This is a genomic window from Burkholderia sp. BE12 (genome assembly GCF_002959955.1).
Lineage (GTDB): Bacteria > Pseudomonadota > Gammaproteobacteria > Burkholderiales > Burkholderiaceae > Burkholderia.
The window spans coordinates 44,947-69,574 of sequence record NZ_PREY01000018.1 but is presented as its reverse complement, the minus strand read 5'-3'; the positions used below and the strand labels follow the sequence as shown (position 1 = coordinate 69,574).

General features: G+C 68.3%; 19 protein-coding genes and 2 pseudogenes. 4 read left to right on the top strand and 17 right to left on the bottom strand.

Features of this window, described 5'->3' with window-relative positions; all coding sequences use genetic code 11:
- Positions 1 to 22 precede the first annotated feature (22 nt).
- The 7 genes from ptsP to C4B30_RS20780 form a co-directional block, all read right to left on the bottom strand.
- Complete coding sequence (gene ptsP, locus C4B30_RS20810; RefSeq protein WP_027785520.1) at positions 23 to 1,795, bottom strand: phosphoenolpyruvate--protein phosphotransferase; 1,773 nt, start codon at positions 1,793 to 1,795, stop codon at positions 23 to 25.
- Positions 1,796 to 1,996: 201 nt separating this feature from the next.
- The gene (locus C4B30_RS20805) at positions 1,997 to 2,266 is read right to left on the bottom strand and encodes an HPr family phosphocarrier protein (RefSeq protein ID WP_006477716.1); all 270 of its coding nucleotides are present in this window, start codon (positions 2,264 to 2,266) and stop codon (positions 1,997 to 1,999) included.
- A 73-nt stretch (positions 2,267 to 2,339) separates the two neighbouring features.
- Positions 2,340 to 2,810: a PTS sugar transporter subunit IIA gene (locus tag C4B30_RS20800; RefSeq protein WP_027785521.1), complete on the bottom strand. Its 471-nt coding sequence runs from the start codon at positions 2,808 to 2,810 to the stop codon at positions 2,340 to 2,342.
- A gap of 231 nt (positions 2,811 to 3,041) precedes the next feature.
- A complete protein-coding gene (gene gshB / locus C4B30_RS20795; protein WP_027785522.1) occupies positions 3,042 to 3,998 on the bottom strand; it encodes a glutathione synthase in 957 nt (318 codons plus the stop codon).
- Between the two features lie 27 nt (positions 3,999 to 4,025).
- Positions 4,026 to 5,315, bottom strand: a complete 1,290-nt coding sequence (gene gshA / locus C4B30_RS20790) for a glutamate--cysteine ligase (RefSeq protein ID WP_027785523.1) — start codon at positions 5,313 to 5,315, stop codon at positions 4,026 to 4,028.
- Positions 5,316 to 5,558: 243 nt separating this feature from the next.
- Positions 5,559 to 7,082: an ammonium transporter gene (locus C4B30_RS20785; RefSeq protein WP_027785524.1), complete on the bottom strand. Its 1,524-nt coding sequence runs from the start codon at positions 7,080 to 7,082 to the stop codon at positions 5,559 to 5,561.
- Positions 7,083 to 7,119: 37 nt separating this feature from the next.
- A complete protein-coding gene (locus C4B30_RS20780; protein ID WP_006398175.1) occupies positions 7,120 to 7,458 on the bottom strand; it encodes a P-II family nitrogen regulator in 339 nt (112 codons plus the stop codon).
- 355 nt (positions 7,459 to 7,813) lie between these two features.
- Between C4B30_RS20780 and C4B30_RS20775 the strand changes: the two genes are divergently transcribed.
- The 3 genes and pseudogenes from C4B30_RS20775 to C4B30_RS20770 form a co-directional block, all read left to right on the top strand.
- Positions 7,814 to 8,065, top strand: a complete 252-nt coding sequence (locus C4B30_RS20775) for an accessory factor UbiK family protein (protein WP_006489451.1) — start codon at positions 7,814 to 7,816, stop codon at positions 8,063 to 8,065.
- 271 nt (positions 8,066 to 8,336) lie between these two features.
- Positions 8,337 to 8,742: pseudogene (locus C4B30_RS36320) on the top strand (magnesium chelatase domain-containing protein); the annotation flags it as partial.
- A gap of 68 nt (positions 8,743 to 8,810) precedes the next feature.
- Positions 8,811 to 9,947, top strand: a pseudogene (locus C4B30_RS20770) (YifB family Mg chelatase-like AAA ATPase); the annotation flags it as partial.
- Positions 9,948 to 10,280: 333 nt separating this feature from the next.
- On the opposite strand, the gene C4B30_RS20760 reads toward C4B30_RS20770, so the two are convergent.
- Complete coding sequence (locus C4B30_RS20760) at positions 10,281 to 10,853, bottom strand: hypothetical protein (RefSeq protein ID WP_027785526.1); 573 nt, start codon at positions 10,851 to 10,853, stop codon at positions 10,281 to 10,283.
- 157 nt (positions 10,854 to 11,010) lie between these two features.
- Here C4B30_RS20760 and C4B30_RS20755 point away from each other — a divergent pair, with 157 nt between their 5' ends.
- Positions 11,011 to 11,547, top strand: a complete 537-nt coding sequence (locus C4B30_RS20755; RefSeq protein WP_027785527.1) for a peroxiredoxin family protein — start codon at positions 11,011 to 11,013, stop codon at positions 11,545 to 11,547.
- A gap of 98 nt (positions 11,548 to 11,645) precedes the next feature.
- Here C4B30_RS20755 and C4B30_RS20750 read toward each other — a convergent pair whose 3' ends face one another.
- The 9 genes from C4B30_RS20750 to C4B30_RS20710 all read right to left on the bottom strand — a co-directional run bounded on the left by C4B30_RS20750 (position 11,646) and on the right by C4B30_RS20710 (position 24,597).
- Positions 11,646 to 12,998 carry a sigma-54-dependent transcriptional regulator gene (locus tag C4B30_RS20750; RefSeq protein ID WP_027785528.1) on the bottom strand — a complete coding sequence of 451 codons (1,353 nt, stop codon included), beginning with the start codon at positions 12,996 to 12,998 and terminating at the stop codon, positions 11,646 to 11,648.
- An 82-nt stretch (positions 12,999 to 13,080) separates the two neighbouring features.
- Positions 13,081 to 15,090 carry a sensor histidine kinase gene (locus C4B30_RS20745; RefSeq protein WP_027785529.1) on the bottom strand — a complete coding sequence of 670 codons (2,010 nt, stop codon included), beginning with the start codon at positions 15,088 to 15,090 and terminating at the stop codon, positions 13,081 to 13,083.
- 4 nt (positions 15,091 to 15,094) lie between these two features.
- Positions 15,095 to 16,384, bottom strand: coding sequence for a dicarboxylate/amino acid:cation symporter (locus C4B30_RS20740; RefSeq protein ID WP_027785530.1), 1,290 nt, complete (start codon positions 16,382 to 16,384; stop codon positions 15,095 to 15,097).
- A gap of 368 nt (positions 16,385 to 16,752) precedes the next feature.
- Positions 16,753 to 18,438: a cation acetate symporter gene (locus C4B30_RS20735; RefSeq protein ID WP_027785531.1), complete on the bottom strand. Its 1,686-nt coding sequence runs from the start codon at positions 18,436 to 18,438 to the stop codon at positions 16,753 to 16,755.
- Between the two features lie 11 nt (positions 18,439 to 18,449).
- On the bottom strand, positions 18,450 to 18,755 hold the full coding sequence (locus C4B30_RS20730) for a DUF485 domain-containing protein (protein ID WP_027785532.1): 306 nt from the start codon (positions 18,753 to 18,755) through the stop codon (positions 18,450 to 18,452).
- A gap of 103 nt (positions 18,756 to 18,858) precedes the next feature.
- Positions 18,859 to 20,064 (bottom strand): CaiB/BaiF CoA transferase family protein, encoded by a 1,206-nt coding sequence (locus C4B30_RS20725; RefSeq protein ID WP_027785533.1) that lies wholly within the window; start codon positions 20,062 to 20,064, stop codon positions 18,859 to 18,861.
- Positions 20,065 to 20,093: 29 nt separating this feature from the next.
- A complete protein-coding gene (locus C4B30_RS20720; RefSeq protein ID WP_027785534.1) occupies positions 20,094 to 21,230 on the bottom strand; it encodes an acyl-CoA dehydrogenase family protein in 1,137 nt (378 codons plus the stop codon).
- 14 nt (positions 21,231 to 21,244) lie between these two features.
- Entirely contained in the window at positions 21,245 to 22,441 is a 1,197-nt protein-coding gene (locus tag C4B30_RS20715; protein ID WP_027785535.1) for an acyl-CoA dehydrogenase family protein, read from the bottom strand.
- 29 nt (positions 22,442 to 22,470) lie between these two features.
- Positions 22,471 to 24,597 carry a 3-hydroxyacyl-CoA dehydrogenase NAD-binding domain-containing protein gene (locus tag C4B30_RS20710; RefSeq protein WP_027785536.1) on the bottom strand — a complete coding sequence of 709 codons (2,127 nt, stop codon included), beginning with the start codon at positions 24,595 to 24,597 and terminating at the stop codon, positions 22,471 to 22,473.
- Positions 24,598 to 24,628 lie beyond the last annotated feature (31 nt).

Below are 24,628 nucleotides of genomic sequence, written 5' to 3'. Positions count from 1 at the left end.
TAATTAGCGGCGCCGAAACCGCCTAAGCGGCCGCATCCGCCCGCGGCTCGGCGACCGACAGCCGCTGCAGCGCCGCCTGCACCTCTTCCGGCTCGAACGCGGCCAGCACGTCGGCCGTCGGCTTTTCGAGCGCCTTCAAATGCGCGCGCAGGATTTCCTGCTTGACGACGAGCAACTGGCTCGGGTGCATCGAGAACTCGGTGAGCCCCATTCCGAGCAACAGGCGCGTGAGCGCCGGGTCGCCCGCCATCTCCCCGCACACCGACACCGACACGCCCGCGCGCTTCGCTTCGCGCAGCGTGTACGCGATCAGATGCAGCACGGCCGGATGCAGCGGGTCGTACAGGTGCGCGACCGCGTTGTCGGCGCGATCGATCGCGAGCGTGTACTGGATCAGGTCGTTCGTGCCGATCGACAAGAAATCGAAGCGCTTCAGGAACAGCGGCAGCGCGATCGCCGCGGCCGGAATCTCGATCATCGCGCCGAGGCGCACGTTCGGATCGTATGCGAGCCCCGCGTCGTCGAGCTGGCGCTTCGCCTCGCGGATCAGGTCGAGCGTCTGGTCGATCTCCTGCGCGTGCGCGAGCATCGGGATCAGGATCTTCACCTGGCCGAACGCGGACGCGCGCAGGATCGCGCGCAACTGCGTGAGGAACATCTGCGGCTCGGACAGGCTCCAGCGGATCGCGCGCAGGCCGAGCGCCGGGTTCGGCGCCGTTTCGTAGCCTTCGTCGAGCGCCTCGAGCGGCTTGTCCGCGCCGACGTCGATCGTGCGGATCGTCACCGGCATGCCCTTCATCCACTCGACGGCGCGCTTGTACGCGGCGAACTGCTCCTCCTCTTCGGGCATCTCCTTCTGATGCATGAACAGGAACTCGGAGCGGAACAGGCCGACGCCGACCGCGCCGGCCTCGACGGCCGCCTTCGCGTCGTCGGGCAGCTCGATGTTCGCGTACAGGTCGATCTTCGTGCCGCACAGCGTTTGCGTCGGCGAGAACTTCAGGCGCTGCAGCTTGCGTTGCTCCAGCAGCTTCTCGGACTGGCGGTACGAATACTCCTCGAGGACGATCGGCGCCGGATCGACGATCACGATGCCCTGGTCGCCGTCGACGATGATCAGGTCGTCCTGGCGAATCAGCGCGCTCGCATGCTGCACGCCGACCGCGGCCGGAATGCCGAGGCTGCGCGCGACGATCGCCGTGTGCGACGTGCGCCCGCCGAGATCGGTGACGAACGCCTGGAACGACTGCGTCTTGAACTGCATCATGTCGGCCGGCGCGATGTCGTGCGCGACGACGATCATCTCGCTCGTGCCGTTCCTGGCCGCGCGGCCGAGCGCTTGCGACGCGGACGGCGCACCGGCGAGCGCCTTCAGCACGCGCTCGACCACCTGCTCGATGTCGGCCTTGCGCTCGCGCAGGTATTCGTCCTCGATGTCGTCGAAATGGCGCGTGAGCAGTTCGAGCTGCTCGGTCAGCGCCCATTCGACGTTGTAGCGGCGCGTGCGGATCAGGTCGATGGTTTCCTGCACGAGCATCTCGTCGCTCAGGATCATCGTGTGGACGTCGATGAATGCGCCGACTTCGCTCGGCGTGTCGACGCTCAGGTCGGCGCGCAGCGCTTCGAGCTCGCGACGCACGACGTCGAGCGCCGTGCGGAATCGCTCGACCTCGGCGTCGGTCTGGTTGGTCTCGATCAGGTAATGGGCGACGTCGAGCGCCGCCGGCGCGATCAGATACGCTCGCCCGATCGCGATACCTCGTGAGACGGGAATGCCTTGCAGCGTGAAGGACACGCGCACCTCCTCTGGACAAGTAAAGCCGCGGCACACTGCTGCGATGCGCTTATGACCCCGGTTAGCGATTATAAATTCCGCGACTCCCTACTGACTGCATGCAGCGCAGCATTGCGCTTTCCGCATCAATGCTTCCGACGAAAAAAATGCCGCGACATCCGCGGCATTCTGACTGGAAACGGCAATGATTCCGCGCAGCGCTCACTGGCCTTCGCCGAACTTGTCGGCGATCAGCTTCAGCAGTGCGTCCATCGCTTCCCGCTCGTCGGGCCCTTCGGTCTCGATCGTCACGGTGCTGCCGATGCCGGCCGCCAGCATCATCACGCCCATGATGCTCTTCGCATTGATCTTGCGCCCGTTGCGTGTCATCCAGACTTCCGACTGGAAGTTGCCGGCCAGTTGCGTAAGCTTGGCCGATGCGCGCGCATGGAGCCCCAATTTATTGACGATGGTGGTTTCTTGTTGAAGCATGATTCTCGGTCGGGTCGGTCGGGACCACCGGCGGCGCGCGCCGGCGGGTCGGTCTAAAACGGAAAACGGACGCTCAGTGCGATTCGGTGCGCGGCTGCGGTTCGGGCGGAATCGGCGCGCACTGGCCGCAGCCGGTTTCCGTCGGCGGCGGCGGCGTGCCGGACGACACCTCGTGGACGCCCTTCGCGCCGCCGGACAGCGCCTTGTCGACCAGCTTGTCGAGCGGCACGGTGCGGTAGCAGACGGCCCGCACGAGCATCGGCAGGTTCACGCCCGCCAGCACGCGCACGTTGTCGAGCTTCGCGAGCTGGCCCGCGATGTTCGCGGGCGTCGCGCCGTACATGTCGGTCAGCACGACCACGCCGTTGTCTTCCCGCAGCCGTGCGAGTTCCGCGTGCGCAAACGCCATCACCTGGGTCGGATCGCTGTCCGCGGTCACGTCGATGCAGCCGATGCGGGCGGGCACGCCGCCGTAGATGTGCGCGATGCAGTCCCGCAGCGCGGTGGCGAGCGGAGCGTGCGCGATGATCAGAATCCCGGCCATGTCAGATCGCTCCCGGCCGCCCGTGGCGGGCCGATACCCCGCGGCGGGGCAATGAGCGTAGCGAGTATGGGGAACGTTTCATGTTCAGCCTTGCAACAGTGTCGGCCCGACCGCCGGGCCTTCGGTGCGCCGATCACGGCACCGGGCAAGCGGGCATTGTAGCAGGCCGGTCAAGCTGCTCCGGCGACGGGGGACCTGCGCGGCCGCCGCCGGGGTTGCGCGGGAGGCGGCCTACGCGGCCGCGCGCTCCAGCGCGTCAATGAACATCGCGGCGACGTCGAAGCCCGTCTGCTCCATGATCTCGCGAAAGCACGTCGGGCTCGTGACGTTCACCTCGGTCAGCCAGTCGCCGATCGCGTCGAGGCCGACCAGCAGCAGCCCGCGCGACGCAAGCACGGGCCCGAGCGTCGCGGCGATCTCGCGATCGTGGGCCGTCAACGGCTGCGCGACGCCGAGCCCGCCCGCGGCGAGATTGCCGCGCACCTCGCTGCCCTGCGGAATCCGCGCGAGCGAATACGGCACCGGCTCGCCGCCGATCAGCAGGATGCGCTTGTCGCCGGCCTTGATCTCGGGGATGAACTTCTGCGCCATCACCGAGCGCGTGCCGTCGTGGCTCAGCATCTCGACGATCGAACCGAGGTTCATGCCGTCCGGCTTCACGCGGAACACGCCCATGCCGCCCATTCCGTCGAGCGGTTTCAGGATCACGTCGCCATGCTCGGCGTGGAACGCGCGCAGCCGCTTCGCGTCGCGCGTGACGAGCGTCGGTGCGACGAACTGCGGAAACTCGCCGATCGCGAGCTTCTCCGAATGATCGCGGATCGACTGCGCCCGGTTGAACACGCGGGCGCCCGCGCGCTCGGCCAGCTCGAGCAGCCACGTCGACGTCACGTACTCCATGTCGAACGGCGGATCCTTGCGCATCAGCACCGCGCCGAACGATTCGAGACGGCGCGCATCAACCGCGCCCGCGTCGAACCAGGTGTCGCGATGCAGATCGTCCAGTTCGCCGACGAACGTGATGCGCCGCACGTCGGCCTCGACGGCCGAGCCCGTCCACGCGAGGTGGCGCGGTTCGCACGCGTACACCGCATGCCCGCGCCGAGCGGCCTCCGCCATCATCGCGTAGGTCGAATCCTTGTAGATCTTGAAATGCTCGAGCGGGTCGGCGATAAAAAGAATGTCCATGCGGGTCCTGTACGTAGCGAAGGTCCGTTACACCTGGATGGCTTCGGGGTCGGTCTTTTCCAGTTCGATCGACGACGCGATCAGCGACAACCGCGCGACGACGCCGTACATGTAGAAACGGTTCGGCGGCGCGGCCCCCGGCTTCGCGCCGGCATCCGGCAGCGCGGTGTGCTCGAAGCCGAGCGGCACGTAGTGCATGCCGGGCGCGTTCAGGTTCTGGTCGCGCTCGCGGCCGCCGTGCGTGCGGTAGAAGCCGCCGACCACGTAGCGGTCGATCATGTACACGACCGGCTCGGCCACTTCGTCTCCGACGCGCTCGAACGTGTAGACGCCTTCCTGCACGATCACGTCGTGCACCGCGAGGCCGGCTTTCGATTCGGCCATCTGTGCGCGCTCGGCCTTCGTCATGCGGCCGATCTCGGCCGCGTCGTGCACGGTCATCACGCCGCGGCCCGCGGTGCCCGCGTCGGCCTTCACGACGACGTACGGTTTCTCGCTGATCCCGTATTCGCGATACTTGCGCGCGATCTTCTTCAGCACGCCGTCGATCGCGTCGGCGAGCGCCTGCTCGCCTTCATGCGCCTGCCAGTCGACGCCTTCCACATGCGCGAAATACGGATTCACCATCCACGGATCGACGCCGACCATCTTCGCGAACTTCTTCGCGACGTCGTCGTAGCACGCGAAGTGCGTCGACTTGCGGCGCACGGCCCAGCCCGCGTGCAGCGGCGGCAGCAGATACTGCTCGTGCAGGTTTTCCAGCACGGCCGGGATGCCGGCCGACAGGTCGTTGTTCAGCAGGATCGAGCACGGATCGAAATTCTTCAGGCCGAGGCGGCGCTGCGAACGCTCGAGCGGTTCGAGCACGATCTTCTGGCCGTCGGCCAGCGTGATCGGCGTCATGTCGGTGATGCTCGGGTCGAGCGAGCCGAAACGCACGTTCAGGCCGGCCTGACGCATGATCGTCGCGAGGCGCGCGACGTTTTCCAGGTAGAACGCGTTGCGGGTCGGCAGCTCGGGAATCACGAGCAGATTCTTCGCGTCCGGGCAGATCTTCTCGATCGCGGCCATCGCGGCCTGCACGGCGAGCGGCAGCACTTCGGACGGCAGATTGTTGAACGCGCCGGGAAACAGGTTCGCGTCGACGGGCGCCAGCTTGAAGCCGGCATTGCGCAGGTCCACCGAACAATAGAACGGCGGGGTGTGTTCCTGCCATTCGAGCCTGAACCAGCGTTCGATCGCAGGCGTCGCGTCGAGGATCTTCTGCTCGAGCTCGAGCAGCGGACCGTTCAACGCGGTAACGAGGTGGGGAACCATGAATCACTCGCGAGCGGGAGAATGAAGATTGTAGAGCAATTGCCCTGCCCATTTGGGGATTGTTCCCGGCTTCGCAAGGGTTTGGAGGAAGTTTTCGGCTATTGACCCGATAGCGCGCAGGGTTATCCGCTACGGCAGCGGGTGACGGGAGAAAAAAAGCCCGCCGGGTAGGCGGGCCGAAGTCGCTGCGCTCATTCGGAGCGGGCGCCGCCGTCGCGGCGGCGCGCCGTCGATTCGTGTGACTTATTCCACGTGCTCGCCGTGCAGCACCACGTCGAGGCCTTCGCGCTCTTCCTCTTCGGACACGCGCAGGCCGATCGTCAGATCGATCAGCTTCAGCAGCACGAAGCTCAGCACGCCGCTGTACACGAGCGTGATCAGCACGCCCTTGGCCTGCAGCAGCAGGCTGCCGTCCATGCCGCCGATGTCCTTGACCGCGAATACGCCGGTCAGCAGTGCGCCGAGAATCCCGCCCACGCCGTGCACGCCGAACGCGTCGAGCGAATCGTCGTAGCCGAGCTTCGACTTGAGCCACGTCGCCGACCAGAAGCACACGACGCCCGCCGCGATACCAATCACGAGCGCGCCCGCCACGCCGACGAAGCCGGCCGCCGGCGTGATCGCCACCAGACCCGCGACCGCGCCCGACACGATGCCGAGCACCGACGGCTTGCCCTTCGCGATCCATTCGGCAAACATCCAGCCGAGCGCCGCGCAGGCCGTCGCGACCTGCGTCGTCAGCATCGCGAAGCCGGCACGGCCGTCGGCGGCGACCGCGGAACCCGCGTTGAAGCCGAACCAGCCGACCCACAGCATCGAGGCGCCGATCATCGTCAGCACGAGGTTGTGCGGCGCCATCGATTCGCGCCCGTAGCCGACGCGCTTGCCGAGCACCAGGCACGACACGAGGCCCGCGATACCGGCGTTGATGTGCACGACGGTGCCGCCCGCGAAGTCGAGCACGCCGTCCGCCGACAGCCAGCCGCTCGGCTCCCACACCATGTGCGCGATCGGCACATAGACGATCAGCGACCAGAGCGCCATGAACACGAGCATCGCCGAGAACTTCATGCGATCGGCGAACGCGCCGCAGATCAGGGCCGGCGTGATGATCGCGAACGTCATCTGGTAGACGAAGTAGACCGACTCGGGAATGGTCGTCGCGAGATGGCTGACCGTCAGCGTCGTCGCCTTGTCGCCCTTCACGTAGGACATACCGTGCAGGAACACGCGCGACAGGCCGCCGATGAAGCCGTTGCCCGGCGTGAACGCGAGGCTGTAGCCGACCACCGTCCAGAGCACCGTGATCAGCGCGGTGATCGCGAAGCTTTGCATCACGGTCGCGAGCACGTTCTTCTTGCGGACCATGCCCGCGTAGAACAGCGCGAGGCCGGGGACCGTCATGAACAGCACGAGCGCGGTGGACGTCAGCATCCATGCGGTGTCGCCCGCGCTGATCTTCGACGAATCGACCGAGAACGGCGCGGTGGGTGCGGCCGGCGCGGCCGGTGCGGAAGCGGCGGCGGCCGATGCCGCTGCGGCGGCCGATGCGTCGGTCGTGCCCGAAGCCGGAGCGGCGGCGGCAGCGGCGGATGCGTCGGCGGCCGGCGCCGAAGCGGCCGGTGCGGCAGCGGCCGATGCGTCGGAAGCAGTGGCGGCGGGCGCGGAAGCAGCCGCGGCGGACGCCGCGTCGTCGGCGAGCGCGGAGCCGACGCCGGTCGCGATCAGCGAGCCGGTCATCAGCAGGGACATCAAAAGTTTGCGCATCTTGGGTTTCCTCTTGTCGCTTGTCTTGTCTGTTCTGTTAGAGCGCGTCCGCGCCTGTCTCCCCGGTGCGAATCCGGATCACTTGTTCGATCGGCGTGACGAAGATCTTGCCGTCGCCGATCTTGCCCGTGCGCGCGGCCCGCTCGATCGCCTCCACCGCCTGGTCGACGAGATCGTCGGAGACGGCCGCCTCGATCTTCATCTTCGGCAGGAAATCGACCACGTATTCGGCGCCGCGGTACAGCTCGGTATGCCCTTTCTGGCGCCCGAACCCTTTCACCTCCGTCACCGTGATGCCCGAGACGCCGAGCGCCGACAGCGCCTCGCGCGTCTCATCGAGCTTGAACGGCTTGATGATTGCGGTAATGAGTTTCATGAAGTCCTCTCGCTGGGTTGTCCCGTCGAATTGGTTGGAATGTTGTAACGGACTCTTCTCAGCAACTCGCATGCCATGTTGATCCGAGCACCGTCTCGAAGGGCTTCATGGCGGGGTCGCATCCCGTGATGTAAGGCGCGGAAGCCCGGCCGAATGGCCAACATGGCCCGGTTTGCTGGCGCGGCGAAAGGATCGTTGCTAGAGTGCACGCACGTCCCGAATCGCCGGGGCATTCACCCATGCGGGCGCCATGCCCGGAATTCGCGCCTCCGGCGCACCATTTCCGGTCATGCGTGCATCATGGGCACGTACGCAACTGAAGATGCACATTTTTTGTGCAAGGAAGGGGAATTACATGAAGCAACCCAGCGACGTTTTCAACGATCTGCAGTCGCGTGTCAGCGATTTGCTGAAAAACTCGCCGGCCAAGGACGTCGAGCGCAACGTGAAGGCCATGCTGTCGCAAGGCTTCTCGAAGCTCGATCTCGTCACGCGCGAGGAATTCGATACCCAGGCACAGGTGCTCGCCCGCACCCGCGTGCGCCTCGAGGAACTCGAAAAGCGCGTCGCGGAACTCGAGCAGAAGCTCGCCGCCCCGCAGGCCTGACGCCCCACCCGGCCGCAAGGTCCGGGCGCGGGCCGCCTCGTGCGGCCCGCGCCCGCCACCCCGAAGCCGTTTCGCCTTTCGCCACGCTTCGTCGTCCGTCGTTCCTCGCAGCACCCTCCGCTCTTCGCAGTTCGTCGCTCTTCGCAGTTCGTCGTTCGCAACACCCCGTTCTTTTCCCGCGCCACGCCGGCAAGCGCGCATCCGATTCCTCCGATTCCCGCGGCATGCGGCCCCGAACGGCCGTCGTCCGCCTGTTTACAGGAGCCTCGCCATGTCGCTCGCCGTGGTGCGCAGTCGCGCGCCCGCCTCCGGCCGCGCGCCGGACGTCACCGTCGAAGTCCATCTCGCCAACGGGTTGCCGTCGTTCTCGATCGTCGGGCTGCCCGATCTCGAAGTCCGCGAAAGCCGCGAGCGCGTACGCGCCGCGCTGCAGAACTGCGGATTCGAATTCCCGGTGCGCCGCATCACCGTCAATCTCGCGCCGGCCGACCTGCCGAAGGAATCGGGCCGCTTCGATCTGCCGATCGCGCTCGGCATCCTCGCCGCGAACGGCCAGATCCCGGCCGACGCGCTGGCCGGCCGCGAATTCGCGGGCGAGCTGTCGCTGACGGGCGCGCTGCGGCCGATGCGCGGCGCGTTCGCGATGGCGTGCGGCGCCGCGCGGGACAGGCGGGCGGAGGATTCCGGCGCGGGGCTCGCCGGCGGCCCCGGCCTGGGCCCGGATTCCGGCGTCCCGCGCGATTCGACCGCGACAGCGCGTCCGCCCGAGTTGTACCTGCCGCTCGACAGCGCCGCCGAGGCCGCGCTCGTGCCGGGCGTGACCGTATTCGGTGCGCGCGATCTACCGGCGCTGTGCGCGCATCTCGCCGATGCACCGGACGGGCGGCTCGCGCCGGTCGCGGCGCCCTGTCTCGACGGCCTGCCGGCACCCGCCGGGCCCGATCTCGCGGACGTCATAGGCCAGCGCGGCGCGCGTCGCGCACTGGAAGTCGCCGCCGCGGGCGGCCATCACATGCTGATGGTCGGGCCGCCCGGGGCCGGCAAGTCGATGCTGGCGGCACGGCTGGCCGGCCTGCTGCCGCCGCTGACCGACGACGAGGCGCTGACCTCGGCCGCGCTCCTTTCCGCGAGCCGGCTCGGCTTCTCGCCCGCGCAATGGCGCCGCCGGCCGTTCCGCGCACCGCATCACTCGTCGAGCGCCGCCGCGCTGGTCGGCGGCCGCAACCCGCCGCAGCCGGGCGAAATCACGCTCGCGCACCTCGGCGTGCTGTTTCTCGACGAACTGCCGGAATTCGACCGGCACGCGCTGGAAATGCTACGCGAGCCGCTCGAAGCCGGCCGCATCACGATCTCGCGCGCGGCCCAGCAGGCCGACTTCCCCGCCGCGTGTCAGTTGATCGCCGCGATGAACCCGTGCCCGTGCGGCTGGCACGGCGATCCGTCCGGGCGCTGCCGCTGCTCGCCGGACGTGGCCGCCCGCTATCTGCGCAAGCTGTCGGGGCCGCTGCTCGACCGCATCGACATCCAGATCGACCTGCCCGCGCTGTCGCCGGCCGAACTCGCAACCCGCGCGACGGCGCCCGGCGAGCCGAGCGCCGCGGTGGCCGCCCGGGTCGCGCGGGCGCGTGCACTGCAGCTCGATCGGCAGGGCAAGACGAATCACATGCTGAGCGGCCGCGAAACCGACGAGCTGTGCCGGCCGACCGACGAAGGCGAGCGGCTGCTGCGCGAAGCCGGCGAGCGCTTCGGCTGGTCGGCGCGTGCGTATTTCCGCGTGCTGAAAGTCGCGCGGACGATCGCCGACCTGGCCGGCGACCCGCTGCCGACGGCCGCGCAGATCGCCGAGGCGATCCGCTACCGGCGCGCGCTGACGACGCTGTGAGCGGCGTTGGAGGACAAAATCAGGCTGTCAAGACTTGACTTATACACAATTTCGCGAATCCGGCCCCGGATCACGGCTCGTCGCGGCCTTTGCCGGGCAGAATTCGTATCCCGTTGTTTTTATTGATTTTTATCAGAATGCGAACGGACGACCAAACGGGCCGGAAGGCCGTCCCGCGTGGCTCTGCGGGAAATATCGGCAACTTTTCAACAAAGTTATCCACATGCGCTGTGGATAGCCGAAAAACCCTCGCAAAATCCGGCGATTAGCGTCGAAAGCTGCGAATGAACTTTCAGTTGTCACGGGGTGTCTGAGCGCCCTCGCCGGCCGTCGTCAATCGAGTTTGAAGGAGCCGAAAAACTGGTCGAGCTGCTCCTGCGCGAGCGGCCCGTCGGCGATCACGACTGCCTGGTAAGCGTGCCGGCCGCGTGCCACGAGCCGCGCGACGATCGTCTTGCGCGCGCGATCGCCGCCGGCCGCGGCACCCGCGATGCGCAACTCGAGCCCGTTCACCGCGCCGCCGGCCGCGAGCGGCACGGGCACCGCCGCCGTCTGCGGCGCACCTTCGAGGTTGCGCGACAGCCCCGTCCGCAGGAAGTCGAGCGCCGCGCGGCGCGTGTCGTCGCGATCGTCGGGCAACGTCAGCGTGCCGACCGCAAACACTGCACCGTCGACGTGCGCGGCCTGCATTCGCATCGGCATCGACGTACCGCCGAGCGCCACCGGCTGCTCCTCGACGGTCGGCTTCGCCGGCAGGTCGATCGTGTAGCCGGCGTCGTTGTGCAGCGTGCGCCAGTCGTACGACGGCGAGCACGCGGCCAGCGCGGCGCTCAGGCAGGCCAGCGCGGCGAAGTGTCGCAGCGGGCGAAAAAGGGGGCGCAACGAATCGGTGACTTCCTTCGGCATGGCGTGAATTGGGGCAGGCAAAACGATCATTATCCGTCGAACCGGAAAACCGGCATACGCGGCGGCCGCCGGTGCGCGCGCCGCATTCGCGCTAAAATGGGCGCCGAATTTCGACGTCCTTTGCATCGATCAGCGTCATCGACTCCGAGAGCACCAGATGAACACCACGCCTTCCGCCCGCCGCAGTACCGGCCCCGTGCGCTACCTCGTCGCGGCCGCCGTCGTCGCGGCGATCGCCGTCGCCGGCTTCTTCGCATTCAACGGCAAGTCCAGCGTGCCGGACGCGACGTTCACGCTGCTGTCGGGCCAGAAGGTCTCGACCGCCGGCGACCTGAAGGGCAAGGTCTATCTCGTGAACTTCTGGGCGACGAGCTGCGCGACCTGCATGCAGGAAATGCCGCAGATGGTCGACACCTACAATCGCTTCAAGGGCCAGGGGCTGGAATTCGTCGCGGTCGCGATGAACTACGATCCGCCGATGTACGTCGCGAACTACGCGCAGACGCGCCAGTTGCCGTTCAAGGTCGCGCTCGACGATGGCAGCGTCGCGAAACAGTTCGGCAACGTGCAACTCACGCCGACGACCTTCGTCGTCGACAAGGACGGCAAGATCCTGAAGCGCTACGTCGGCGCACCGCAATTCGCGGAACTCGACGCGCTGCTCAAGAAGGCGCTCGACGGCAACGCGGCCTGAGCGCCGCCGGATCCGGCTGGAAGGCACGCGCACCGCGCCCTTCCAACAAGAAACGGACCGCATGACCGGGCAACCCGGTTCCGCGGTCCGTTTGCTTTTCAGCGCTCGGTTTCGCCTTTCGCCGACAACCCGTAGCGCTTCATCTTCTCGTACAGCGTCGCCTTGCCGACATGCAGCCGGTCGGCCGTTGCCGCGACCGCGCCGCCCGTCTGGTTCAGCGCCTCGGCGATCACCGCGCGCTCGAATTGCTCGATGCGCTCCTTCAGCGTCTGGTCGTTGTCGGCGCCGTCGCCCGCACCCGTTTCCGGCGGCATGTCGGCCACGCCGAGCACGAAGCGGTCGGCCGCGTTGCGCAGCTCGCGCACGTTGCCCGGCCAGTCGCGCTGCATCAGGCTCGCGCGCTGTCGGTCGGTCAGCACCGGCGCGGGCCGCCCGTAGCGCACGGCCGCATCGAGCATGAAGTGCTCGAACAGGGGCACGATGTCCTCGCGGCGCTCGGCGAGCGGCGGCAGCGCGATCGTCACGACGTTGAGCCGGTACAGCAGGTCGCGCCGGAACGTGCCTGCCGCGACGAGCTCGCTCATGTCGCCCTTCGCGGCCGCGACCACGCGGCAGTTCACGCGGATCGGCTGGTTCGAGCCGAGCCGCTCCAGCACGCCGTCCTGCAGCACGCGCAGCAGCTTCACCTGCAACGCGAGCGGCATGCTTTCGATTTCGTCGAGGAACAGCGTGCCGCCGGACGCATATTCGAGCTTGCCGACGCGCCGTTTCGCGGCGCCGGTGAACGCGCCGGGCTCGTAGCCGAACATCTCGGACTCGAACATCGGCTCGGGCAGCGCGCCGCAGTTCACGGCGATGAACGGCTTGTCGCGGCGCGGCGACAGCTCGTGCAGGCTGCGTGCGATCAGCTCCTTGCCGGCGCCCGTGTCGCCGTTGATCAGTACCGACGCGTCGGTCGGCGCGATGTTCGCGATCAGCTTGCGCACCTGCTCGATCGCGGGGCTGCGGCCGATGATGCGCGGCGCGACGACGTTCTGTCCGGCCAGTTCGCGCCGCAGCGCATGGTTCTCGAGCACGAGCTCGCGGCGCTCGAGCGCGCGGCGCACCGTCTCGATCAGGCGCTCCGCCGCGAACGGCTTTTCGATGAAGTCGTACGCGCCGTCGCGCATCGCCTGCACGGCCATCGAGATGTCGCCGTGCCCGGTGACGAGAATCACCGGCACGTCGGGCACGCGCTCGCGGCACTGCGCGAGCACGTCGAGCCCGCTCGCGCCGGGCAGCCGGATGTCGCTGACGATCGCGCCGGCGGTATCCGCGACGATCGCCTTCTCGGCCGCTTCGGCCGACTCGAAGCCGACGACGTCGAAGCCCGCCAGTTGAAGGCTCTGCACGCTCGCCCGGCGCACGAGCGCATCGTCTTCGATATAGATCACTTGCAGCCGGTTGGCCATCGTACTCACTTGCTCCTGACGAGCCGCGCGGCACGCGCGGCTCTCGTTGATGCCGGTCGTTCGCCGACCGGGCCTGCTCATGCTAATGCGAGCCCGCCGGCTCGGACACGGAGTCCGGATGATGCGTGCGCGCGCGCCGCAGCGTCAAGACGAACAGCGCGCCGCCCGACGGTGCGTTGCGTGCGGTCAGCGCGCCGCCCGCGTCGCTCGCGATCGACGACGAGATCGCGAGGCCGAGCCCGAGCCCGCGCCCCATTTCCTTGGTCGTGAAGAACGGCTCGAACAGGCGCGGCAGCAAATCGGGCGCAATGCCGGAGCCGTTGTCGCGCACCTCGACCGCGAGCGTCGCGGCCGACACCGCGATCGTCACCTCGATGGCCGGCGCCGCGACGCCGGCCACCGCGTCGAGCGCGTTGCCGAGCAGGTTGATCAGCACCTGTTCGAGGCGCAGATCCTCGCAGCGCGCGACGAGTTCGGGATAGTCGTGCGCCAGATCGAGCGGCACGTCGCGCGCGGGCGAGACGGTCGCGTCCTGCAGCGTCAGCGTGAGCGCGACGCCGCGCAGGCGCTCGTCGAGCAGCGATAGCACGCTGCGCAGCGCGCGCACGACGAGTGCCTGCTCGTTGCGCGGCTTCGCGCGGCCGACGAACAGCTTCAGCTGGTTGGTGATCTTGCCCATGCGCTCGGTGAGCGCGGCGATCGCCTCGAGATTCTCGCGCGCGGCGGCCTGCTCGCCGCGATCGAGCAGCACGCGCGTGTTGTCCGAGAAGCTGCGCAGCGCCGCGAGCGGCTGGTTCAGTTCATGCGTGATGCCGGCCGCCATCTGGCCGAGCGCCGCGAGCTTGCTCGCCTGGATCAGTTCGTCGTGCGCGGCGCGCAGTTCCTGCTCCGCGCGGATCCGGTCGCCGACCTCCTTCTGCAATTGCTCGTTCGCCTCCGACAGGTCGGCCGTGCGCTCCTCGACGCGCCGGTTCAGCTCCGCGTATGCCTGTTGCAGCAGCGCGCGGCCGCGGATCATCTCGCGCACGCGGGCGCGGCGCATCCGCCAGTAGAACGCGAGCAGCGCGACCGACACGAAGCCGAAACCGGTGACGATCGTGGCGTTGCGCGCATCGGCATCGATCGGCGCGATCGGCGCGAGCGTGACGAGCAGCCAGTCGGGCTCGCCGATCCGGCGCTTGCTGGCGAGGAAGCGCGGCGCGCGCCGGCCGGCGCCGAGGCGCACGATTTCCGCATCGGCGCCGAGCGTCTGCTCGACGCGCAGCGGCAGCGGCGTGACCGGTTGCTGCGCGTACTGGCGCGTTTCGTAGATCGACGCGGCGACGGGCCCCGTGAGCGGGCGCAGCGTGTGGTACTTCCATGCGGGCACGGACGACAGGAATACGACGCCGTGATCGTCCGCGACGACGAGCGGCTCGGACGCGTCGGCGCCCTGGAACCATTCGAGGTTGAGCTTCACGACGACGACGCCCGCGATCCGGCCGTCGCGCCACACGGGCTGCGAGATGTAGTAGCCGGGGTCGCGCGAGATCGTGCCGATCCCGAAGAAGCGGCCGACCTGGCCGTTCATCGCATCGAGGAAATACGGGCGGAACCGGTATTCGATCCCGACGAAGCTGTCGGGCGCGCGCCAGTTGCTGGCGGCGACGCACAGGCCGTCCGCGCCGATCACGTAGGTGACGGTCGCGTGCGCGTGCTCGTTGAGGTCTTCGAGATAACGGTTGACGCGGGCGGTGTAATCGCCGCGCTTCGGCTCGGCGAGGAGGTCCTGCACGTACGGATGGCTGCCGAGCAGATAAGGCAACGACTCGTAGCGGTCGAGCGTGCTCTTGAGCGCGTTGGTGGTGCGATCGACGCGCACCGCGGCATTGCGCTGCAGCTCGGCGACGCCGCGCTGCCAGGTGATCGTCCACGTGAGCGCGCACGCCGCGGCGAGCGCGGCGGCAAGCACGACGAGGATGAGCAGGCGGCGCGTCACGGTCGAGGCTTCCTGGCGATGCGGATCGCCTATTGTGTCATAGGCCTGCGCATCGATGCCCCGGCCGCCGCGGGCCGCATGGCCGGCGGACGGCGCCGCCGCCTGCTCGCTCATCGCGTCAGACGCCGGCCGTCTCGGTCGGCGCGACTTCGGCGCCGCCCTTCAGCGCCTGGCGCAGCTTGTTGCGGTCGAGCTCCTTCTCCCACGCCGACACGACGACGGTTGCCACGCCGTTGCCGACGATGTTGGTCAGCGCCCGGCATTCGCTCATGAAGCGGTCGATGCCGAGGATCAGCACCATGCCCGACAGCGGGATCGTCGGCACGACGGCCAGCGTCGCGGCGAGCGTGATGAAGCCCGCACCGGTCACGCCGCTCGCGCCCTTCGACGTCAGCATCGCGACGGCCAGCAGCGTGAGCTGCTGCATCCACGTCAGCTCGATGTTGGTCGCCTGCGCGATGAACAGCACGGCCATCGTCATGTAGATGTTGGTGCCGTCGAGGTTGAACGAATAGCCGGTCGGCACGACGAGGCCGACGACCGAACGCGAGCAGCCGGCTTTCTCGAGCTTCTCCATCAGCTGCGGCAGCGCGGCTTCCGACGAGCTCGTGCCGAGCACGATCAGCAGTTCTTCCTTGATGTACGACACGAAGCGGATGATCGAGAAGCCCGTGAAGCGCGCGATCGTACCGAGCACGACGAGCACGAACACGACCGACGTCAGATAGAACGTGCCGATCAGCTTGAGCAGCGGCACCAGCGAGCCGACGCCGTACTTGCCGATCGTGAACGCCATCGCGCCGAACGCGCCGATCGGGGCCAGCTTCGTGACGATGTGCACGATGCCGAACAGCACGCGCGTCAGGCCGTCGATGAAATCGGTGACCACGCGACCGCGCTCGCCGAGGTGCGCGAGCACGCTGCCGAACAGCAGCGCGATCAGCAGGATCTGCAGGATTTCACCCTGGGCGAACGCGTCGACCATCGTGTTCGGGATGATGTGCATCAGGAAGTCGACCGTCGACTGCCCGTGCGCCTTCGCCGCGTACGACGCGACGGCCTTGCCGTCGAGCGTCGCCGGATCGATGTTGAAGCCGACGCCCGGACGCAGCAGGTGCGTGGCCGCGAGGCCGAGCAGCAACGCGAAGGTCGACACGATCTCGAAGTACAGCAGCGCCTTGCCGCCGACGCGGCCGACCTTCTTCATGTCCTCCATGCCGGCGATGCCGGTGACGACCGTACAGAAGATGATCGGGCCGATCACCATCTTGATCAGCTTGATGAACCCGTCGCCGAGCGGCTTCATGTCGGTGGCGAGCGCCGGGTAGTAGTGGCCGAGGATCACGCCGACGATGATGGCGAAGATCACCTGCACATAGAGCACTTTGTAGAAGGGTTTCTTCTTCACGATGATTCCTGCTGAAGTAGATGATGAGCCGGTGGAAACGGCGTCACGCGCGCAGGGATGAATGAGAACGGGGGCAATCCCCCCGGAGCCAATCGCCCGCGCGGCTGCCGTGCCGCAACAAGCGATGCCTCAGAACATCCGGAAGGGGAGGAAGGCGCTGGTCATCGATTGTCTCCTTGATTTAATAGTCAGGCCGAGGGCGGCCATGCGCTTTACATTGCAAGGTCGATGCCAGGTTTCCGGAACCCCTCAAGCCGTTGTTTTCATTGTATTTCCCATAATGCGGCAGGCAAGGAAATCCGGGATTCCGGATTTCCGGAAAATATCCGTCCGGCGATCCGGACGGATCGGCACATTGATCCGACGAATCAGTGCTGCACGGCCCGGCTCGCGAGCACGCCCGTCTGCGCGTAGAACTCCTGCCGCGCGAACGCGTCGCGCTCGCGGCGCGCGCGCTCGCCGCGATCCGCAAGCGAGCCGACGACGATCCCGACGAACGCGAGCGGCACCGACACGAGCGCCGGGTTGTCGAGGAACACCGGCGCGTGGGCGTGATGCAGCACGTCGACCCACACCGACTTCGACAGCACCGTGAGCGCGACCGCCGACACGAGGCCGAGGCCGCCGCCGAGCACCGCGCCGCGCGTCGTCATCCCGCGCCAGAAGATCGACATCGCGAGCACCGGGAAATTCGCGCTCGCGGCCACCGCCGCGACGAGCCCGACCATGAACGCGACGTTCACGTGCTCGAACAGGATCGACAGCGCGATCGCGACGGCCGACAGCACGATCGTCGCCGCGCGCGAGATGCGCATTTCCAGCCGCTCGTCGGGCTTGCCGCGCGCCCACATCTGCGCATACAGGTCGTGCGAGATCGTCGTCGCGCCGGCGAGCGTCAGGCCCGCGACCACCGCGAGGATCGTCGCGAACGTGACGGCCGCGATGAACCCGTAGAACCAGTTGCCGCCGACCGCCTGCGCGAGCTTCACCGCGACCATGTTCGAGCCGCCGAGCAGGTCGTGCGTCAGGTTGAACGTGCCGTTCGCGCCGAGCCGGAAGAATTCCGGATGCTGCGCGAGCAGCACGATCGCCGAGAAGCCGATCACGAAGGTCAGCAGGTAGAAATAGCCGATGAAGCCCGTCGCGTAGAGCACCGACTTGCGCGCCTCCTTCGCGTTCGGCACCGTGAAGAAGCGCATCAGGATGTGCGGGAAGCCGGCCGTGCCGAACATCAGCGCGATGCCGAGCGACAGCGCATTGGCCGGATCGCGGATCAGCTTGCCGGGCCCCATGATCGACAGCGCGCCCGGATGCACGGCCACCGCGCGGCGGAACATCTCGTCGATGCTGAAGCCGAATTCGCCGAGCGCGAGCAGCACGAGCAGCGTTGCGCCGCACAACAGCAGCACGGCCTTGATCATCTGCACCCAGGTCGTTGCGGTCATCCCGCCGAAGAACACGTAGACGACCATCAGCACGCCGACGATCAGTTCGGCCGTGCCATATGACAGCCCGAACAAAAGCTGGATCAGCTTGCCCGCACCGACCATCTGCACGACGAGGTACAGCACCACGATCGTCAGCGAATTCGCGGACGTCAGCAGCCGGATCGGCCGCTGCGCGAAGCGGTACGCGACGACGTCGACGAACGTGAACTTGCCGAGGTTGCGCAACGGTTCGGCGATCAGGAACATCACGAACGGCCAGCCCACCAGGAAACCGATCGAATAGATCAGCCCGTCGAAGCCGAACATGAACACCATGCCGGACAGCCCGAGGAACGACGCGGCCGACATGTAGTCGCCCGCGATCGCGAGCCCGTTCTGCAGCCCGGTGATGCCGCCGCCGGCCGTGTAGAAGTCGCGTGTCGAGCGCGTGCGGCGCGCGGCCCAGCGCGTGAGCGCGAGCGTCGCGAACACGAACGCGAAGAACATCCCGATCGCGACCGGGTTCAGCTCGACCTTGTCGGGCATCGGGCCGGCGACGCCGGTCGCATGGGCGGCGGAGGAAACGAGAACGGCCAGCGCGACGAGCGCGCTCGAAATGCATCGCATGTCGGCCTCCGTTACGAGCGCTGCAGGATCGCGTCGACGCGGCGGTCGAACGCATGGTTCGCGCGCAGCACGTAGCACGCGGTCAGGCCGATCGCGACGAGGATGATCGCGACGCCCGCGGCGATCCCGACCGTCGTCGTCGCGCCGCGGTACAGCGGCGCGGCGAGCACGTGCGGCGCGAGCGCGACGAGCAGGATGAAGCCGTAGTACGTGGCGATCATCAGCGCCGTCAGCGTGAAGCTGAAGCGGCGCCGTGCCCGCACGAGCTGCTGGTAGTCGCGGCGCGCCGTGACCGTTTCGATGACGGAAAGCTCCATGTTGTCTCCAATATCGTCTCGTCGTATCGCGAGCGCTGTCTTGTGGATGGTCGGCGCGTATCGACTGCTCCGCCCGCGCCGCGGCGGCAACCCATGAAATGCGTTACACGACGCGATCCGCACGCAGCCGCGCGACCTCGTCGGCCGACATCCCGAGCCAGCCGCCGAGCACCGCCTCCGTATCCGCGCCGAGCACCGGCGGCGCACCGCGCACCGGCAGCCGCGCGCCATCGAAGCGGTACGGCGGCGCGAGCACGTCGACCCCGCCCGCGACCGGATGCGGCTGCCGCGTGACGAGCCCGGCGCGGGTCGCGCGTTCGGACGTCAGCGCTTCGTGCAGCCCGAGCACTTCGCCGCACGGAATGCCCGCATCGGCGAGCGCCGCCAGCAGCGCCGCACGCGAGCGGCGCGCCAGTTCGCGGCGAATCTCGGGCAGCAGGTCGGCACGATTCTCCGAGCGGCCGAGGTTGGTCTTGTAGCGTTCGTCGGCCGCGAGATCGGGCCGCTCGATCGCGTCGCAAAAGCGCGCGAACTGCGTGTTGTTGCCGACCGTGATCACGAGCGGGCCGTCGGCCGCATCGAACACGCCGTACGGCACGATCGACGGATGCGCGTTGCCGTAGCGCGGCGGGTCCTCGCCCATCAGCAGCGCGTCGAGCCCGTAGTACGCGGTGATCATCAGCCCGCAGTCGAACAGCGCCATCTCGATGCGGCGACCGCGCCCCGTCGCATGGCGTTCGTACAGCGCGGCGAGGATCGCCTGCGCCGAATACATGCCGGTGAACAGGTCGACCGCCGCGACGCCGAACTTCAGCGGCGGCTGGCCGGCCTCGCCGTTCAGCGCCATCAGCCCGGCCTCGCCCTGTACGACGAGGTCGTAGCCCGGCCGCGCGGCCTCGGCGCCCGATCGGTCGTAGCCCGAGATCGCGCAGTGCACGAGGCGCGGATTCAGCTCGGCCAGCGCTTCGTAGCCGAGCCCGAGCTTCTCCGCGCCGCCGAACTTGAAGTTGTGGAGCACCACGTCGGCCTGGGCGGCCAGTTCGCGTGCGATGCGCTGGCCGGCTTCCGTCTGCAGGTCGACGCAGATCGACCGCTTGCTGCGGTTCACGCTGTTGAAATAGGTGGTTTCGGTGTCGCCGATCCGCAGCCCCCAGTCGCGCGTATCGTCGCCGCGCGCCGGATGCTCGACCTTGATCACTTCCGCGCCGAAATCGGCGAGCACCATCGCGCACCACGGGCCCGCGAGCACGCGCGAGAAATCGAGCACCTTCACGCCGGCCAGCGGCAACGCGCGCGCTTCGTTCGTCATCCTTGTCTCCTCCATTCGCGTTTGCACCGTTACCGTTTCGACAGCGCGATGTAGCGCGCGAGATGGTGATCCTCGTCGCCGAGCTGGTGATCGATCATCACGAGCCGCTTCGCGTAGTGCGACAGCGGCAATTCCCACGTCATCCCGATTCCGCCGTGCAGCTGGATGCTTTCCTCGGCGACGAGCGTGCCGATCCGGCCGATGCTGTATTTCGCCGCCGCGAGCGCGCGCTCGCGCACCGCGCGCGGCGCATCGAGCTGCGCGGCCGCGTTGATCACGGCCGAGCGCGCCTGCTCGACTTCGAGCAGCAGGTCGGCCATGCGGTGCTGCAGCGCCTGGAAGCTGCCGATCGGCAACCCGAACTGCCTGCGCGTGCGCAGATACTCGAGCGTCGCTTCCTTCGCGACGTCCATCGCGCCGAGCGCTTCCGCCGACAGCGCGAGCAGCCCGTAGCCGAGCACACGCTCGAGCAGCTCGGCGCCCGCTTCGCCGTCGTGCGTGCCGAGCGCCGCATCGGCCGGCAGCGCGACGCGTTCGAAGCGCACTTCGGCCGCGCGGCCGCCGTCGATCTTCCGGTAGTCGCGCAGCGACACGCCCGGCGCATCGGCCGGCACGACGAACAGGCCGATGCCGGCCGCGTCGTCGTCGCGGCCCGACACGCGCGCGCTGACGACGAAGAACGCCGCCTGCGCGGCCTGGTCGACGACGCCCTTCGCGCCCGTCAGCACCCAGCCGTCGCCCGAGCGTTCGGCGCGCGTGCGCACGGTCGTCAGTTCGTAGTGCGAGCCCGGCTCGTCGTGCGCGAACGCGGCGCTCGCGCGGCCGTCGATCAGCGCGGCGAGCCTGTCGCGATGCGCATCGCCGCCCGCGAGCGACAGCGCGCGGCCGGCCAGCAGCGCGCCGAGGAACGGCTCGACGACGAGCCCGCGCCCGAGGCATTCGAACACCACGGCGATGTCGAAGCCCGCGCCGCCGAAGCCGCCGTCGGCTTCGCTGAACAGCGCGCCGACCGTGCCGAGTTCGGCGAAGCGCTGCCACATCGCGCGGTCGAAGCCTTCGGCCGACTGCGCGATGCGGTCGCGCACCGGGAACGCGTACTGGTCGGCGATGAAGCGGTTCAACGTGTCCGCCAGCATCCGGCGGTCTTCTGTGTGCTGGAAATCCATCGTCGCGTCCCTCGTTACAGCCCGAGCATCATCTTCGCGATGATGTTCTTCTGGATCTCGTTCGAGCCGCCGAAGATCGACAGCTTCCGGTTGTTGAAATACTGCTGCGCGGCGCTGGCGGCTTCGTCGGGGCCGACCGGTTCGCCGGCGTGGTCGGCGTCGAGCGCCTCTTCGATGAACGGCTGCGCATACGGCCCCATCGCGCGCCGCATCAGCGCGGTGATCTCCTGGCGAATCTGCGTGCCGCGGATTTTCAGCATCGAGCTTTCCGCGCCCGGCACGCCGCCGCCCGCGACCGAGGCCAGCACGCGCAGGCTGGTCGTGCGCATGTTCTCGAGCTCGATCTCGACGCGCGCGACGCGTGCCGCGAAGAACGGATCGTCCGCGAGAGGCCGGCCGTTCTTCGTGACCTTCGCGGCCACCGCGCGCAGCCGGTCGAGGGCGGCGGTCGAGAAGCCGATTCCGGCGATGTTGGTGCGCTCGTACGTGAGCAGGTATTTCGCGTAGGTCCAGCCGCGGTTCTCTTCGCCGACGAGGTTTTCCGCCGGCACGCGCACGTCGGTGAAGAACACCTCGTTCACCTCGTGCTCGCCGTCGAGCGTGATGATCGGGCGCACGTCGACGCCCGGCGTATTCATGTCGATCAGCAGGAAGCTGATGCCTTCCTGCTTGCGCACGTCGGTCGCGGTGCGCACGAGGCAGAAGATCATGTTCGCGTAGTGGCCGAGCGTGGTCCACGTCTTCTGGCCGTTCACGACGTAGTGATCGCCGTCGCGCACCGCGCTCGTCTTCACCGCCGCGAGATCGGAGCCCGCGCCCGGTTCCGAATAGCCCTGGCACCACCAGTCGGTGCCGTCGAGAATGCGCGGCAGCCAGTGGCGCTTCTGCGCGTCGCTGCCGTACTTGATCAGCACGGGGCCGAGCATGTTCACGCCGAACGGCACGATGCGCGGCGCGCCGGCGAGCGCACATTCGTTGTCGAACAGGAACTTCTGCGCGACGCTCCAGCCGGGGCCGCCGTATTCACGCGGCCAGTGGCTCGCGAGCCAGCCGCGGGCATTCAGGATCGCGTGCCATTCGCGCATGTCGTCGCGCGTGAGGTGCAGGCCGCCCTTCACCTTGCGCGCGATGCGCTCGGGCAGTTCGGCTTGCAGGAAGCGCTGCACTTCCGAGCGGAAGGCTTCTTCTTCGGGCGTGAAATCGAGGTCCATCTTCGGTCCGTTGCAAATGCGGTTGGCGTTCAGTCGAGGCGGTTCAGGCTCGCGAAATCCGCGCCGCGCGCGACGAGATCGACGAGCAGCGGCGACGGCTTCCAGAACAGCGGATCTTCCTTCGCGAACGCGCGGATATCGGCGAGCACGTTCGCGAGGCCGACCGTGTCCGCGTAGTGCATCGGGCCGCCGCGATAGCGCGGGAAGCCGTAGCCGTACAGGAACACCGCGTCGACGTCGAGCGGGCGCAGCGCGATCTTCTCGTGCACGACGTTCGCGCCTTCGTTGATCATCGCGGCGAGATAGCGGCGCAGGATCTCGTCGTCGGTGAACATGCGCGGCGTGACGCCCTTCTTCGCGCGTTCCTGCGCGACGATCGCGTCGACTTCCGGATCGGGCGTGCCGACGCGCGCGCCGTCCGGATACAGGTAGTAGCCGCGGCCGGTCTTCTGCCCGAACCAGCCGCGCTCGCACAGCCGGTCGGAAATCTCCACGTAGCGCGCGTTCGGATCGCGCGTCGCCGCGCGGCGCTTGCGGGTCGCCCAGCCGATGTCGCCGCCCGCGAGATCGACCACCTGGAACGGGCCCATCGGGAAGCCGAACTCGCGCACCGCGCGATCGATCTGGTACGGCGACGCGCCGTCTTCCATCAGGTAGTCGGCGGCCGTCCGGTAGACGGCGAGGATCCGGTTGCCGATGAAGCCGTCGCATACGCCCGCGCGCACCGGCGTCTTCTTCAACTGCTTCGCAAGCGCGAACGCGGTCGCGACGACGTCCGCGCTCACGCGCGCCGGCACGACGATCTCGAGCAGCTTCATCACGTTGGCCGGCGAGAAGAAATGCAGGCCGATCACGTCGGCCGGCCGCTCGATGCTCGCGGCGAGCGCGTCGATGTCGAGATACGACGTGTTGGTCGCGAGCACCGCGCCCGGCTTGCACACGCGGGCCAGCTCGGCGAACACGGCCTGCTTCACGGCCATGTCCTCGAATACGGCTTCGATCACGACGTCGGCCTGCGCGAGCGCGTCGTACGACGTGCTGCCCTTGAAGCGCGCGAGCCGCGCCGCATGCGCGGCCGGCGTCATCCGCCCTTTCGCGACGAGGCCGTCGTACACCTTCTCGACGTGCGCCCGGCCGCGCGCGAGCGATGCTTCGTCGCGCTCGATCATCGTCACCGGCAGCCCGGCGTCGAGCGCCGCGACCGCGATGCCCGCGCCCATCGTGCCGCCGCCGACCACGCCGATCCGCTCGACCGGCCGTGCGCTCCCGCGCCGCGCCTCGGGCGCCTTCGCCGCTTCGCGCTCCGCGAAGAACGCATGCACGAGGCCCGCGCGCTGCGGGCTGTCGATGCACTGCAGGAACAGGCTGCGTTCGAACTTCATCCCCGCGTCGAACGACTGCGTGAGCGCGGCCTCGACCGCGTCGACGATCTTCGCCGGCGAGAAGAGGCCGCGCGACTTCTTCGGCAGTTCCGCGCGCGCCGTGTCGATCGCGACCTGCGCGGCCGCGCGGTCGGCCAGGCCCTGCGCGTCGCGCGTGCGGCGCACGGGGGCGCCGAGCGACACGAGTTCCTGCGCGTAGGCGAGCCCTTCGGCCAGCGTGTCGTCGCTGTGCGCGATGCGGTCGACGAGGCCGAGCGCGAGCGCTTCCTCGGCGCTCGCGTGGCGGCCCGTCAGCATCAGGTCGAGCGCGGCCTTCGCGCCGATCAGGCGCGGTGCGCGCTGCGTGCCGCCCGCGCCGGGCAGCAGGCCGAGCGTCACTTCGGGCAGCCCGAGCTTCGCGCCGGGCACCGCGAGCCGGTAATGCGCGGCCAGCGCGACCTCGAGCCCGCCGCCGAGCGTCGCGCCGTGCAGCGCGACCACGACCGGCTTGGCGCCCGATTCGATCCGTTCGCACACGTCGGGCAGCGACGGCGGCACGGGCGGCTTGCCGAATTCGCGGATGTCGGCGCCCGCGATGAAGTTGCGGCCGGCGCCGACGATCAGCACCGCGCGGATCGCGTCGTCGGCCTGCGCGGCGTCGATCGCGTCGGCGAGGCCGCGCCGTACGTCGGCGGACAGCGCGTTGACGGGCGGATGGTCGATCGTGACGACGAGCACCTTGTCGCGCCGCTCGCGCGTGACCGTGCCGGTGGGAGGGGTAGCGGGGGAATTCATGGCGTCTCCTGTCGAAGCTGTCGATGCAGCA